This window comes from Streptomyces africanus, assembly GCF_002150735.1.
GTDB classification, from domain to species: Bacteria; Actinomycetota; Actinomycetes; order Streptomycetales; family Streptomycetaceae; genus Streptomyces; species Streptomyces africanus.
Genome location: NZ_MUKA01000325.1, coordinates 316 through 13,601, shown reverse-complemented (window position 1 = coordinate 13,601; position 13,286 = coordinate 316). Strand labels below are relative to the sequence as shown.

The 13,286-nt window shown below is 72.3% G+C and carries 16 protein-coding genes and 1 pseudogene; 6 read left to right on the top strand and 11 right to left on the bottom strand.

Annotated elements, in window-relative coordinates:
* The 3 genes and pseudogenes from CCL05_RS33545 to sigE all read right to left on the bottom strand — a co-directional run.
* Positions 1-615 (bottom strand): annotated as a pseudogene (locus CCL05_RS33545) (protease); the annotation flags it as partial.
* Positions 616-747: 132 nt separating this feature from the next.
* Positions 748-1,671 carry an anti-sigma factor family protein gene (locus CCL05_RS33540; protein ID WP_244204490.1) on the bottom strand — a complete coding sequence of 308 codons (924 nt, stop codon included), beginning with the start codon at positions 1,669-1,671 and terminating at the stop codon, positions 748-750.
* 71 nt (positions 1,672-1,742) lie between these two features.
* The gene (sigE, locus tag CCL05_RS33535) at positions 1,743-2,513 is read right to left on the bottom strand and encodes an RNA polymerase sigma factor SigE (RefSeq protein ID WP_244204489.1); all 771 of its coding nucleotides are present in this window, start codon (positions 2,511-2,513) and stop codon (positions 1,743-1,745) included.
* A gap of 162 nt (positions 2,514-2,675) precedes the next feature.
* Between sigE and CCL05_RS33530 the strand changes: the two genes are divergently transcribed.
* Positions 2,676-3,374, top strand: a complete 699-nt coding sequence (locus CCL05_RS33530; protein WP_279629952.1) for an O-methyltransferase — start codon at positions 2,676-2,678, stop codon at positions 3,372-3,374.
* Positions 3,375-3,493: 119 nt separating this feature from the next.
* On the opposite strand, the gene CCL05_RS33525 is transcribed toward CCL05_RS33530, so the two are convergent.
* Together CCL05_RS33525 and CCL05_RS44975 are read right to left on the bottom strand one after the other, a co-directional pair.
* A complete protein-coding gene (locus CCL05_RS33525) occupies positions 3,494-3,661 on the bottom strand; it encodes a DUF3117 domain-containing protein (RefSeq protein WP_003966491.1) in 168 nt (55 codons plus the stop codon).
* A 153-nt stretch (positions 3,662-3,814) separates the two neighbouring features.
* A complete protein-coding gene (locus tag CCL05_RS44975; protein WP_158102519.1) occupies positions 3,815-3,979 on the bottom strand; it encodes a hypothetical protein in 165 nt (54 codons plus the stop codon).
* Positions 3,980-4,046: 67 nt separating this feature from the next.
* On the opposite strand from CCL05_RS44975, the gene chcB reads away from it, so the two are divergent.
* A complete protein-coding gene (gene chcB / locus CCL05_RS33520; RefSeq protein WP_086564421.1) occupies positions 4,047-4,850 on the top strand; it encodes a 2-cyclohexenylcarbonyl CoA isomerase in 804 nt (267 codons plus the stop codon).
* 15 nt (positions 4,851-4,865) lie between these two features.
* On the opposite strand, the gene CCL05_RS33515 is transcribed toward chcB, so the two are convergent.
* Positions 4,866-5,450, bottom strand: coding sequence for a DNA-3-methyladenine glycosylase I (locus tag CCL05_RS33515; protein ID WP_086564420.1), 585 nt, complete (start codon positions 5,448-5,450; stop codon positions 4,866-4,868).
* Positions 5,447-5,842, bottom strand: coding sequence for a DivIVA domain-containing protein (locus tag CCL05_RS33510; protein WP_143589988.1), 396 nt, complete (start codon positions 5,840-5,842; stop codon positions 5,447-5,449). The genes CCL05_RS33515 and CCL05_RS33510 overlap by 4 nt, the downstream gene beginning before the upstream one ends.
* 141 nt (positions 5,843-5,983) lie before the next feature.
* Between CCL05_RS33510 and folP the strand changes: the two genes are divergently transcribed.
* Positions 5,984-6,844, top strand: coding sequence for a dihydropteroate synthase (gene folP / locus CCL05_RS33505; RefSeq protein ID WP_086564418.1), 861 nt, complete (start codon positions 5,984-5,986; stop codon positions 6,842-6,844).
* 47 nt (positions 6,845-6,891) lie between these two features.
* Here the strand turns inward: folP and CCL05_RS33500 are convergent, their stop codons facing one another.
* Both CCL05_RS33500 and dapE read right to left on the bottom strand, forming a co-directional pair.
* Positions 6,892-7,650 (bottom strand): LOG family protein, encoded by a 759-nt coding sequence (locus tag CCL05_RS33500; protein ID WP_086564417.1) that lies wholly within the window; start codon positions 7,648-7,650, stop codon positions 6,892-6,894.
* A 118-nt stretch (positions 7,651-7,768) separates the two neighbouring features.
* Positions 7,769-8,848, bottom strand: coding sequence for a succinyl-diaminopimelate desuccinylase (dapE, locus tag CCL05_RS33495; protein WP_086564416.1), 1,080 nt, complete (start codon positions 8,846-8,848; stop codon positions 7,769-7,771).
* Positions 8,849-8,932: 84 nt separating this feature from the next.
* Between dapE and CCL05_RS33490 the strand changes: the two genes are divergently transcribed.
* Together CCL05_RS33490 and CCL05_RS33485 are read left to right on the top strand one after the other, a co-directional pair.
* Positions 8,933-9,913 carry a VldE C-terminal domain-containing protein gene (locus CCL05_RS33490; RefSeq protein ID WP_086564415.1) on the top strand — a complete coding sequence of 327 codons (981 nt, stop codon included), beginning with the start codon at positions 8,933-8,935 and terminating at the stop codon, positions 9,911-9,913.
* Between the two features lie 339 nt (positions 9,914-10,252).
* Positions 10,253-10,699, top strand: a complete 447-nt coding sequence (locus tag CCL05_RS33485) for an ATP-binding protein (protein WP_086564414.1) — start codon at positions 10,253-10,255, stop codon at positions 10,697-10,699.
* Between the two features lie 96 nt (positions 10,700-10,795).
* On the opposite strand, the gene CCL05_RS33480 is transcribed toward CCL05_RS33485, so the two are convergent.
* A complete protein-coding gene (locus CCL05_RS33480; RefSeq protein ID WP_086564413.1) occupies positions 10,796-11,887 on the bottom strand; it encodes a bifunctional succinyldiaminopimelate transaminase/glutamate-prephenate aminotransferase in 1,092 nt (363 codons plus the stop codon).
* A 129-nt stretch (positions 11,888-12,016) separates the two neighbouring features.
* Positions 12,017-12,334: a ferredoxin gene (gene fdxA / locus CCL05_RS33475; protein WP_010047804.1), complete on the bottom strand. Its 318-nt coding sequence runs from the start codon at positions 12,332-12,334 to the stop codon at positions 12,017-12,019.
* A 140-nt stretch (positions 12,335-12,474) separates the two neighbouring features.
* Here fdxA and CCL05_RS33470 point away from each other — a divergent pair.
* On the top strand, positions 12,475-13,286 hold an 812-nt coding region (locus tag CCL05_RS33470; RefSeq protein WP_244204488.1), incomplete at its 3' end, for a GNAT family N-acetyltransferase, cg3035/Rv0428c family.

Genomic DNA, 13,286 nt, shown 5'->3' with positions numbered 1-13,286 from the left:
GGCGTAGACGGCCGCGGCGGGCACCGGCGCGGGGGCGCTGGGCGGTGGCAGGGGTGCGGCGGGCGCGGGCATGCCGGGAGGCACCGCCGGTGTCCCCTGCGGCGGCGCGACGGGCGTGCCGGGCCTGGCCGACTGGTCCGCCGTCATCACGCCGTGCGCCGGAGTCGCCGCCGGATGCTGCACCGGCGGCGCAGGCGCCCAGGGCCCGGGCTCACCGTAGGGCGGCGTGCTGTACGGGTCGGGATCATGCAGCGGCTTGGGCCCACCATCGGCCGGCACGACGGAGGGTGCGCTCCCGGTCTCCGCCACGCTCCCGGCAGGTCCGTCCTGGGCCGACACGGCGGGCGTGACCGGAACGCCGTCCTCGGCGCCCCCAGTGGGCACACCGGCGGACGCCCCGGAGGGCTCGTCGTCGGTCGGCACCGGCTCGGGGCGCCTCAGCTCGTAGTCGCCGCCGTTCTCGTCCTGCCGCACGGCAGGCCGCGCCAGCTCGAAGTCACCGTCGGTGCCGGTCGAGTCCGCCGGCGCCTGCCCCGTACTCTCCGGCTCCCCCGAAAGGCCCTGCGGCCGAGGACGGCTCCACCACTTGGCCTTCGTGGGCTTCCCCTCGTTCATGCTCTCCCCACAGCCGCGGCACGGCTCGACGGCGGTAGCCGCAGTTCGTCGAATCGGCGCCACGGCCACGCCTCGGCCGCGGGCGCCACCCCCGGATTCAATCAGGTTCGCTCGCCGCCGCGCAGCGGCCGGTCAGCGAGCCGTACGGGAGGAAGCGGGAGAAGAGGGGGACGAGGTCGTGTCCGGGAGGGGCACGGCGAGCAGGGGCACAGCGATCTCGGGGACCGTCGACCACGAGGTCAGGGCGGCCGGCGGGACCGCATCGAGCGGACGTATCAGCGGGGACACGACGGCGGCACCGGCCATCACCGGGGCGGCCAGCGCGTGTACGGCCTGCTGCCCCGCGGCGGAGTCCGGCACACCCGGCAGCAGCGGTGCGGCCACCTCGGTCGGGGCGACCGGGGTGCGGCCGAGCACACTCTGGCCGTGCACCTGCGCCAGCAGCGGCCCCGTACCACGGCGCCGCTGGGATTCGGGCTGCGTCGCGGCGCCCGTGCCCTGCGTGCGCATGGGTGTCACGTTGCTTCCCGCGCCGGCTCCGCGGGCCTCCGTGTCGGTCGCGGTGCCGCCCGTGACGCCGCCCAGTGCGATCGCGGCCAGCGACACGGCTCCGGCGGCCGCGAAGGCGAACCGCAGCCGCGAGGAGGATCGGTCGGGCTCGTGCCGCCCGACGTCATGGATACGGAAGCCCCGGCTGCCCGGAGGAAGGCCGCGGTCGTCGGACGGCAGCACGGGGGCGTGCGGCCGGGCCGGGACGTACCCGAACTCGAACCGGTCGCCGCGCTTCGCTCCGAAGGCCCCGGACGATCCGAACCGTCCGGGCAGTCCGCCGGGCAGCGCTCCCCCGCCCGGCGGCGTGCCGTCACCGTCCGGGCCGCCGCCGGCGGGTAGTCCCTGCAGGCGGGCCAGGAAACTCTCGGAAGGGGGCGGCGGGGCCGCCTCCGCGAAGACGTTCTTCAGCCGGCGCTGGGCGTCCACCTCCGCCTTGCACTTCGGGCAGGTGGCCACATGCGCCAGTACACGCTCACGCGCGTCATGACCGAGCTCTCCGTCCACCAGGGCGGAGAGTCGGTCTCCCAGGTGCTGCTCTGCGAGGTGACCCTCGGAAGCTTTCGGCCGTGATCCGCTCACGCGCTCGCGCCCCCTCCTCCCAGTGCGGGAACACGGGGCACGAAGGAGCGGCGCTCGGCGCGCGCCTGAGGAGAGCGGTGCGCGAGGGCCTTGCGCAGCTGGGAGCGGCCCCGGTGGATCCTCGAACGGACCGTGCCGAGCTTGACGCCGAGAGTCGCGGCGATCTCCTCGTACGACAGTCCCTCGATGTCGCACAGGACGACCGCGGCGCGGAACTCGGGGGCGAGGGTGTCGAGGGCCTGCTGGACGTCCGCGTCGAAATGCGCGTCGTTGAAGACCTGCTGCGGCGAGGGCTCCTTGCTGGGCAGCCGCTCGGCCGCGTCCTCGCCGAGCGCGTCGAAACGGATGCGCTGCTTGCGGCGGACCATGTCCAGGAACAGGTTCGTCGTGATGCGGTGCAGCCAGCCCTCGAAGGTGCCCGGCGTGTACGTCGACAGGGAGCGGAAGACACGGACGAAGACCTCCTGCGTGAGGTCCTCGGCGTCGTGCTGGTTGCCGGTCAGGCGGTAGGCGAGCCGGTAGACCCGGCCGCTGTGCGTGCTGACGATCTCCTCCCACGTGGGCGGAGTCCACGCCTGCCCGTCCGCGTCGGTGGTGAAGGTCGCGGTCTGGGCGAAGTCAGCGGCGTGGCTGTGGTCAGCAGTGTCGTTCACGGATGTCGGCCTGCCCGCCGATGTGAAGAAGCGCCGGAGCGCTCCTCCCCTATCCGCAGGCGCGGCCGCACCTCCCCTGTCAGCTCTGGTGGTGTCCAGTGGAGCCCCTACCATAGCCACCTCGCCCGTTAGGACCGGATAAGCGGTTTTACGAGAATTTGATCTGGGCTGATACGCCTCGTACTGCTGCGTCGGCACTTGCTCGGCGCCTCGATCCACTGCCTGCCCCCCGTCCCGAACCGCGCCACTCGCTTGCCCCTTTAAACGACCGGTCCCATCTGCGGGTTCCCGGGCCCAACGGATACAGTCACGCCCAGGCATTCACGGGGACAGGAGAGGGTCATTACCGGCAACCGGCAGACGAGCTGGGCGTTCGCCGACGCCTATGTCGCCGAGGACGACGCGCTGCGCTGGGCCCGCGACCGGGCCCGTGAGGCGGGTCTGCGCTCGGTGTCGCCCGGCACGGGCGCCGCGCTGCGGTTGCTGGCCGCCTCCGTCGACGCCAAGGCCGTCGCCGAGATCGGCACCGGCTGCGGTGTCTCCGGGATCCACCTCCTGCACGGTATGCGCCCCGACGGTGTTCTGACCACCGTGGATCCCGAACCGGAGCACCAGCAGTTCGCCCGCCAGGCCTTCCGCGCCTCCGGCTTCGCCAGCAACCGGGCCCGGTTCATCCCGGGCCGCGCCCTGGACGTGCTGCCCCGCCTCGCGGACGCCGGCTACGACCTGGTCTTCTGCGACGGCGACCGCCTGGAGGTCATGGACTACCTCGCTGAATCGTTGCGGCTGCTGCGCACCGGCGGGCTCGTCGTCTTCGAGGGCGCCTTCGCGAACGGCCGGACGGTGGACTCCGGTCCCCAGCCCACCGAGGTGCTGCGGCTGCGGGAACTGCTGCGCGCGGTGCGCGAGAGCCAGGAGCTGCTGCCGTCCCTGCTGCCGGTGGGCGACGGGCTGCTGTGCGCGGTGAAGCGGTAGCCGGACCGCACGTTACCCGAGCGGAAGCCGGGGCAGACGAGAGTCAGGGGTGGAGAAAACAGCCGCCCCGGCACCTCAGGTGATGCCGGGGCAGCTGAAAGGGTATGGTCGCTTGCGCGTCAGCCGACGACCTTCTTGAGGGCGTCGCCCAGGGCGTCGGCCTCGTCCGGGGTCAGCTCGACGACGAGCCGACCGCCGCCTTCGAGCGGAACGCGCATGACGATGCCCCGCCCCTCCTTGGTCACCTCGAGCGGGCCGTCACCCGTCCGCGGCTTCATGGCCGCCATGCTCGTTCCCCTTCCTGAAACCCAGCTCATCGTCAAGGCCGACGGACCCCTGAAGAGGGCACAGTGCGGTCCTTGAGGCAGGACACGCGACACCGGCATCGAACACATTGCTTCCAGGCCATTATCCCGCATCTCAGGACCCGATGACCAACATCAGTCGGCATCGCTTGGGCAACGCACGCGAGCAAAACCACTCAATTCGGCGATGTGACTGCGATACTCCGCCCCCGCACGCACATCCGCCGAACGGAAACCGCCGAGAATTCTTTGACGCAGGTCACACGTCCGGTCCGGTCGGCCGTCGGTGATCTCGGTCATGCTGTCTCTCAGACCCGGGACGTACCGGCCGGTACGTCCCCGAGCAGCGACGCGGAGGGGATACTCCATGGCCGACACCGTGCTCTACGAGGTGAGCGACGGACTCGCGACGATCACGCTGAACCGCCCGGAGGCGATGAACGCGCTGAACGTGGCGGCGAAGGCCGCCCTGCGGGACGCGGTCCGGTCCGCGGCGGACGACTCCGCCGTACGGGCGGTGCTGCTGACGGCCGCCGGTGACCGGGCGTTCTGCGTCGGGCAGGACCTCAAGGAGCACATCGGCCTGCTCGCCGAGGACCGGGAGACCGGTTCGGGGCAGACCATGAGCACGGTGCGGGAGCACTACAACCCGATCGTGCGGGCGCTGGCCGAGGCCGCGAAGCCGGTCGTCGCCGCCGTGAACGGCGTGGCGGCCGGGGCGGGCTTCGGCTTCGCGCTCGCGGCGGACTACCGGATCGTGGCGGACACGGCCGCGTTCAACACCTCGTTCGCCGGGGTGGCGCTGACCGCCGACTCGGGTGTCTCGTGGACGCTGCCGCGGGTGATCGGCCCCGGTCGGGCGGCTGACCTGCTGCTCTTCCCCAGGAGCATCAGCGCGCAGGAGGCGTACGAGCTCGGCATCGCCAACCGGCTGGTGCCGGCCGGTGAGCTGCGCGCGGAGGCCGGGAAGGTGGCGCGGGCCCTGGCCGAGGGGCCGACGGTGGCGTACGCGGCGCTGAAGGAGTCGATGGCCTACGGCCTGACGCACTCCCTGGAGGAGACGCTGGAGAAGGAGGACGAGCTCCAGACCCGGGCGGGCTCCTCCGAGGACCACGCGATCGCGGTGCAGGCCTTCGTCAACAAGGAGAAGCCCCGGTATCTGGGCCGCTGACCGGCCGCGGCGGCGTCACGTGCGGCGCGCGACGCAGGCCTGGAGGTGGTCGTCGACCAGCCCGCAGGCCTGCATCAGCGCGTACGCCGTCGTCGGGCCGACGAAGCGCAGGCCCCGCTTCTTCAGTGCCTTGGACAGGGCCGTCGACTCGGGGGTGACGGCCGGGACGTCGGAGAGCGCCTTCGGGACCGGGCGGGTGCCCGGCTCGGGGGCGTGCGACCAGATCAGCTCGTCCAGTTCGCCCGGGGCCCACTCGGCCAGCACGCGCGCGTTGGCGAGGGTCGCGTCGATCTTGGCGCGGTTGCGGATGATGCCGGCGTCGGCCAGGAGGCGCTCGCAGTCCTCGTCGGTGAAGGCCGCCACCGAGGCGATCTTGAAGTCGGCGAAGGCGGCGCGGAAGCCGGGGCGGCGGCGCAGGATCGTGATCCAGGACAGGCCGGACTGGAAGGCCTCCAGGCTGAGGCGCTCGTAGAGCGCGTCGTCGCCGTGGACCGGGCGGCCCCACTCCTCGTCGTGGTACGTCACGTACTCGGGGGCGGACAGGGCCCAGGGGCAGCGCAGCGCGCCGTCCGGGCCGGCGAGGGCGGCACCGTCGCTCATGGCCGGTCCTCGTGGCGGGGAGCCGGCTTGTCCATGGACACGTGGTTCTCCCCGGAGGTGTGGTTGTCCCTGGACGCCGGCCCGTGGGCGGCGGCTGTTCTGGCGCCCGCCAGGGCCGACTCCAGGTCGGCGATGCGGGCGTCGCGCTCGGCGAGCTCGGCCCCGAGACGGCTGAGGGCGTCGTCGACGTCCGCCATGCGGTAGCCGCGGGCGGCGAGCGGGAAGCGGAGTCCCTCCACGTCGGCACGGTCGACCGGGCGGTCCGGGGGCAGCGGGTCACGCAGCCGCTCGGGGGCGGCCTCGGGCAGCGGGCCGTTCTCGCCGCCGCCCACCACGGCGAGGGTCACCGCGGCGACCACGACGGCTAGCGCGACGACCAGGAACAGGAACATAACCATCGCGGAGCCCCCACGGTCGGATCTGTCGGTGTCTTCGGACACCGATGGTGTCAGGCTCCGATCGTGCCATGCGAGTCCGACAGTTAGGGTCGCAGGCGGCGGAAGACGGGGACGTACCAGGAAGGGTCACAGCGGATGCTCAGGCTGGGCAGGCGGGAATTCGGGCCGCACGAGCCGGTGATCATGGCGATCGTGAACCGGACCCCGGACTCCTTCTACGACCGGGGCGCGACGTTCCGCGACGAGCCGGCCCTCGCGCGCGTGGAGCAGGCGGTCGCCGAGGGAGCCGCGATCATCGACATCGGCGGGGTGAAGGCCGGGCCGGGCGAGGAGGTCACGGCCGCGGAGGAGGCCCGGCGGACGGTCGGTTTCGTCGCGGAGGTGCGGCGGCGCTTCCCGGACGTGGTCATCAGCGTGGACACCTGGCGGGCCGAGGTCGGCGAGGCCGTGTGCGAGGCCGGGGCGGACCTGCTGAACGACGCGTGGGGCGGGGTGGATCCGGGGCTCGCCGAGGTCGCCGCGCGGTTCGGGGCGGGGTTGGTGTGCACGCACGCGGGTGGTGCGCAGCCGCGGACCCGGCCGCACCGGGTGGAGTACGACGACGTCATGGCCGACATCCTGGACGTGACGGTCGGGCTGGCGGAGCGGGCGCTGGAGCTGGGCGTGCGGCGGGAGTCGATCATGATCGACCCCGGGCATGACTTCGGGAAGAACACGCGGCACAGTCTGGAGGCGACCCGGCGGCTGGGGGAGATGGCCGCCACGGGGTGGCCGGTGCTGGTGTCGTTGTCCAACAAGGACTTCGTCGGGGAGACGCTGGACCGGCCGGTGAAGGAGCGGGTGATCGGTACGTTGGCGACCACGGCGGTGTCGGCGTGGCTGGGGGCGCAGGTGTACCGGGTGCACGAGGTCGCGGAGACGCGGCAGGTGCTGGAGATGGTGGGGGCGATTGCGGGACACCGGGCTCCCGCCGTTGCGCGGCGCGGGCTGGCCTAGCCGAGGTACCAGGGGGCTCCGCCCCCTGGTCCCCCGCAGGCTCGCCGCTACCGGCCCGCTTCCTTCGACACCAGGGCCACCGCCTCGTCCACGTCGTCCGTGACGTGGAACAGCAGGAGGTCCTTCTCCGCGGCCTTGCCCTGGGCGATGACCGTGTGGCGCAGCCAGTCGACCAGGCCGCCCCAGTACTCGCTGCCGAACAGGACGATGGGGAAGCGGGTGACCTTCTGGGTCTGGACGAGGGTGAGGGCCTCGAAGAGTTCGTCGAGGGTGCCGAGGCCGCCGGGCAGGACCACGAAGCCCTGGGCGTACTTGACGAACATCATCTTCCGCACGAAGAAGTAGCGGAAGTTCAGGCCGATGTCGACGTACGGGTTCAGGCCCTGCTCGAACGGCAGCTCGATACCGAGGCCGACCGAGATGCCCTTGGCCTCCAGGGCACCCTTGTTGGCCGCCTCCATCGCGCCCGGGCCGCCGCCCGTGATGACCGCGAAGCCCGCGTCCACCAGGCCCCGGCCCAGCCGGACACCCGCCTCGTACTCGGGCGAGTCCGCCGGAGTCCGGGCCGAGCCGAACACGCTGATCGCGGGCGGGAGTTCGGCGAGCGCACCGAAGCCCTCGATGAACTCCGACTGGATGCGCAGCACCCGCCAGGGGTCGGTGTGCACCCAGTCGGACGGGGCGCGCTCGTCCAGCAGCCGCTGGTCGGTGGTGCTGGCCTGCACCTGCCCCCGCCGCCGGAGGACCGGACCCAGGCGCTGTTCGTCCGGCGGCTGCTTCTTCCCCTCGGGGTTGCCGGTCGCCATGTGCGCTCCCTCCGTCGTGCCGGTCGTTCCGCCTCAGCGTAGATCTACGCGGGTTACGAACGAGGGACGTGAGCATGTCCGCGATCGAGCGCCGTAAACACGAGGGCGTTCCGGCGGCTCAGGCCGTCAGCCAGGTCCGCAGGCGCTCCTCGCCCGCGAGGATCTTCGCGGTCTCCACGCGCTCGTCCCGCTTGTGCGCCAGGTGGGGGTTGCCCGGACCGTAGTTGACCGCGGGGACGCCCAGGGCCGAGAAGCGGGACACGTCCGTCCAGCCGTACTTCGGCATCGGGGTGCCGCCCACCGCCGCGATGAACGCCTTCGCCGCCGGGTGGGACAGGCCCGGCATCGCGGCCGAGCTGTGGTCGACGACCTCGAACTCGTCCACGCCGCAGTCCGCGAAGACCTCCCGGACGTGGGCCACGGCCTCCTCGGGCGTGCGGTCGGGCGCGTAGCGGAAGTTGACGGTGACGACGCACTCGTCGGGGATCACGTTGCCGGCCACTCCCCCGGTGACGCCCACCGCGTTCAGGCCCTCGCGGTACTCCAGGCCGTCGATCACCGGCCGGCGGGGCTCGTAGGAGGCCAGCCGGGCGAGGATCGGGGCGGCCGCGTGGATCGCGTTGGAGCCCATCCAGCCGCGCGCCGAGTGGGCCCGCTCGCCCCTGGTCTTCAGCAGCACCCGCAGCGTGCCCTGGCAGCCGCCCTCGACCTGGCCGTCGGAGGGCTCCAGGAGGACCGCGAAGTCGCCCTGGAGCCACTCGGGGTGCGCCTCGGAGACGTGCTTGAGGCCGTTCAGCTCCGCGGCGACCTCCTCGTTGTCGTAGAAGACGAAGGTCAGGTCGCGGTTGGGGGCCGGGACCGTGGCCGCGATGCGCAGCTGTACCGCGACGCCCGACTTCATGTCGCACGTGCCGCAGCCCCACAGGACGCCGTCCTCGTCGAGCCGGGAGGGGACGTTGTCCGCGATCGGGACGGTGTCGATGTGACCGGCCAGGATCACCCGCTCCGGGCGGCCCAGGTTCGTCCGGGCCACGACGTTGTTGCCGAACCGCTCGACCGTCAGGTGGGGCAGCGCGCGCAGCGCGGTCTCGATCGCGTCCGCGAGCGGCTTCTCGGTGCCGCTCTCGGAACGGAAGTCGACGAGCCGGGCGGTGAGCTCCGCGGCGTCCAGCGTGAGGTCAAGGGAGGTGTCGGCCATGCCGTCGACCCTAACGCGCCAGGCCCGGCCCCACTGTCCACACCTGGCACAAGGCACTCCGTACTCTCCAGTACCTTGTACGGCGTGCCAGAGCCGTCCTCTCCCAAGCGTCGCGGCCGCCTCTTCCGATGCGGGTCCGCGTTCGTGGTCCTGCTCGCGATCGCCGGTTACCTCGTGGTGCAGTACGTCACGGGGGGCGCGGGCGAACCGGGCTGCAAAGTCGTCTCCGGCAAGGGCGACGGGGCGTCGTACGAGTTCACCCCCGAGCAGGCGGTCAACGCGGCGACGATCGCCGCCGTGGGCGACGGACGAGGCCTGCCGGAGCGGGCCGTGACCATCGCGCTGGCGACCGCTCTCCAGGAGTCGGGCCTGCGCAACATCAAGCACGGCGACCGGGACTCGCTCGGCCTGTTCCAGCAGCGGCCCTCGCAGGGCTGGGGCACGCCGAAGGAGATCCTGGACCCGACGTACTCGGCCGGCGAGTTCTACGACCACCTGGTCAAGGTGCCCGGCTACACGCGGCTGCCCCTCACCGACGCCGCGCAGCGCGTGCAGCGCAGCGGCTTCCCGCAGGCCTACGCCAAGCACGAGCCGGACGCGGCGCTGCTCGCCGCGGCTCTCACCGGGCATTCCGCGGCCACGCTGACCTGTGAGGGCCGCCCGGCCGCGACCCGGGCGGTGGGACCGGACGGGGTGCGTGCGGCGCTCGTGCGGGATTTCGGGCGCGATGTGCTGGAGCCGGCCGGTGCGGAGGTGGGCCGCTCGTCGGCGGCCTCGCCGACGCCGTCCCCGAGCGGTACGGGCGGGTCCGACGGGCGGACCATGACGCTGCCCGTGACCGCCGACACCAGTGCCGCCGGCGGGCAGAGCGTGAAGCAGCGCGGCTGGCAGCTCGCGCACTGGGCCGTGGCCAACGCCTCCGAGCTGCACATCGCACGCGTCGCGTACGCGGGGCGGGAGTGGGTCGCCGGCAACACCGCCAGCGAGTGGCGACGGGCCGGGGCGGAGGGCACCGCGGGTGCGGAGCGGGACGCGGACGCGGTCCGTGTCGTGACGATGGGCTAGACAAGGGTGCGGGGCTTCACCCGTGGGGGCTACCCCGACGGCGCGGCGGCGACGGTGTGCGCAGTTTTTCGTGACCTCACCCGGAAACCGTGAGATCCCATGGGAACAAAGGGCTGGAAGGATTCGGCGGGCTTTCCGGTGGGAGCGTCTTTGCCCGTTTTTATCCGCAGCAGATAATGCGACACATTGCCAACTCTTTACGTTGCGGCGCCGCAACCTTCGCGGGCTTCGAGCGGTAGTCACTGCGTCCGAGCCGGGGAGATCAACCGCCAGTCGATCAACTCCCGGCCCCGGCCGACATTTCACAAGCTCACCGTTCTCTCCCGTCGAAGGAGCACCATGTCCCTCCCCCTGACCCGCCGGATCGCCCGTGCCGCGTTGATCGTCGCTGCGGGAGCGGCTGCCGGGGTCGGTGCGGCCGGCTCCGCCAGCGCGGCTCCCGAGCTGCCGGCCACCCCGAACCTCGGCGGTCTGACCGCCCTGGACGGGGCGAACGTCGGCAACACCGTCGACGGCGCGGCGCAGAACGTCACCCAGGCCGCGGGTGACACCGGCGGCAAGACCGTCAAGAAGGCGGTGCCGGCCGCGGGCAAGACCGGCGGCAAGGCGGTCAAGAAGACCCTTCCGGTCGCGCAGAAGGCCGCCGGTGACGCGGCGGGCTCGGCCGGGCAGCTCGTCGGTGACGCGGCTGGTTCGGCGCAGGGCGGTCTGCCGACGGACTCCCTGGCGAAGGGCGGGGTGCCGTCGACCGGCTCGCTGCCGGTCAAGAGCCTGCCGGTCGGCTGACGCCGGTCTTAAGCGGCCGAGGGGTCCAGGGAGCTTCCCTGGACCCCTCGGCCGTGTCGTTCCGCTGGAGCGTCTTTTCCCGTGGCCAGGAAGCCGTTACAGGCGCCGTACAGCCGCCGCTACCCGCTCGTCCGTCGCCGTCAGGGCCACTCGGACGAACTGGGCGCCTGCCGGGCCGTAGAAGTCGCCCGGGGCCACCAGAATGCCTCGTTCGGCCAGGTGGGACACCGTGTCCCAGCAGGATTCGCCCCGCGTGGCCCACAGGTAGAGGCTGGCCTCGCTGTGGTCGATGCGGAAGCCGTGGGCGAGGAGGGCCTCGCGCAGGAGGGTGCGGCGGGCGGCGTAGCGCTCACGCTGGACGCGGACGTGTTCGTCGTCGCCGAGGGCCGCGATCACCGCTGCCTGGGTCGGTGCCGGCGTCATCATGCCGCCGTGCTTGCGGATCTCCAGCAGGGGCGACAGGACCGCCGGGTCGCCGGCCAGGAACGCCGCCCGGTAGCCGGCCAGGTTCGAGCGCTTGGAGAGGCTGTGGACGGCGACGATGCCCTCGTACGAGCCGCCGTTGACGTCCGGGTGCAGCACCGAGACCGGGTCGGCCTCCCAGCCCAGCTCCAGGTAGCACTCGTCGGAGAAGAGCAGGATGCCGTGCTCGCGAGCCCAGGCCACGATCCGGGTGAGCTCCTCCTTCGGCAGGACCCTGCCCGTCGGGTTGGACGGGGAGTTCAGCCAGAGGAGCTTCAGCCCCTCGGGGTCCAGCTCCGTCGGGTCGTCGTAGACCTCGTACGCGGCGCGGGCCAGGCGGGCGCCCACCTCGTACGTCGGGTAGGCCAGGCGCGGGTAGGCCACCCGGTCGCCGGGGCCGAGGCCCAGCTGGGTCGGGAGCCAGGCGACGAGCTCCTTGGAGCCGACGACCGGCAGGACGTGGCGGTGGGTGACGTCCCGCGCGCCGAGGCGGCGCTCGACCCAGCCGGTGATCGCGTCGCGCAGCTCGGGCGTGCCCCAGACGGTCGGGTAGCCCGGGGAGTCGGCCGCGGCGACCAGCGCCTTCTGGACCAGCTCGGGGACCGGGTCGACCGGGGTGCCGACCGACAGGTCCACGATGCCGTCCGGATGGGCGGCGGCCGTGGCCTTGTACGGCGTCAGCTTGTCCCAGGGGAAAGTGGGGAGACGGTCGGAGACTGCGGACACGGTTTCTGGCTCACTTTCTGGTACGTACGAGCCGTCGCACGGCAAACGCCTCGGCCCCGTACGGCGACCAGGGCGTGGTCGGGCCGTACGGGACCGAGGCGGCACGGATGTGCCGGCCGCTTGCGGTGACTAGGCCTGCGGCGGCAGCGCGGCGATGAAGGGGTGGTCGCGCTCGATCAGCCCCAGCTTGCTGGCACCGCCGGGCGAGCCGAGCTCGTCGAAGAACTCGACGTTCGCCTTGTAGTAGTCCTTCCACTCCTCCGGAGTGTCGTCCTCGTAGAAGATCGCCTCGACCGGGCAGACCGGCTCACAGGCACCACAGTCGACGCATTCGTCCGGGTGGATGTACAAGGACCTGGAGCCCTCGTAGATGCAGTCGACCGGGCACTCCTCGATGCACGCCTTGTCCTTGACGTCGACACAAGGCTGCGCGATGACGTAGGTCACGCTGTCGTTCCTCCTCGATAGGGCGCTGGCGGGCCTCCTCAGGCTCCGCCGCCTGGCGCGCGGGAGCGCGGCGTCGTCGATGCCCGCCCCTAGTATCTCCGTTCTTGGGCATGATCCGAACAGGAGGGGTGAACTGACCTGTGGAAATCTCTGCCGCTGGGCGACTCGAGGTCCGTATCACCGCTGCTGACGTGGGAAAACGGGTCTCCGTGCGGAGCTTGATCGAACATGCGGCTCCGGGTGAGATGTTCACCGACACGGTCGGAGTTCTCACATCATGGGACAAAGGTGTGTTGCTGATCACACGCAAGAGTGGCGAGAGCGTCCGCATCGCGGAATCCGCGCTGGTCGCGGGCAAGCTCGTACCCGCCGCGCCGGCGCGTCGCCGCGGTCCGGCCGCCTCCTACGAGGAGCTGGCCCGGGTCGCCGCGCGGGCCTGGCGGCCCGTGGAGAGCGAGCGGCTCGGGGACTGGGAGCTGCGGGCCGCGTCCGGATTCACGCGCCGGGCGAATTCCGTGCTGCCGCTCGGTGACCCGGGCGTGTCCCTGGATGAGGCTCTCGGCGCCGTGCGGCGGTGGTACGGCGAGCGCGGCCTGCCCGCCTACGTCCAGACCGCGACCGGTGCCGAGGGGACGCAGGAGCTGCTGTGCGCGGAGCTGGAGCAGCGGGGCTGGGCGCGGGAGGTGACGGCCGAACTGTGGGTCGGCCCGCTGGCGCCGGTCGCCGACCTCGCCGAGCCGTCGGGGGTCGTGCTGTCCCGGGAGGCCGACGAGGCGTGGCTGGCCCGCTACCAGCGCAAGGGCGTGAGCGAGGTCGCGCTGCGGGTGCTGGGATCCGGGCCTTCGGTGTGGTTCGCGACCGTGCCCGGTGCGGCGGAAGCGGCTGCTCCGGCCGCCATCGGGCGGTGTGTCGTCGACGGGCGGTGGGCCGGGTTCGCCGCCGTCGAGGTCGA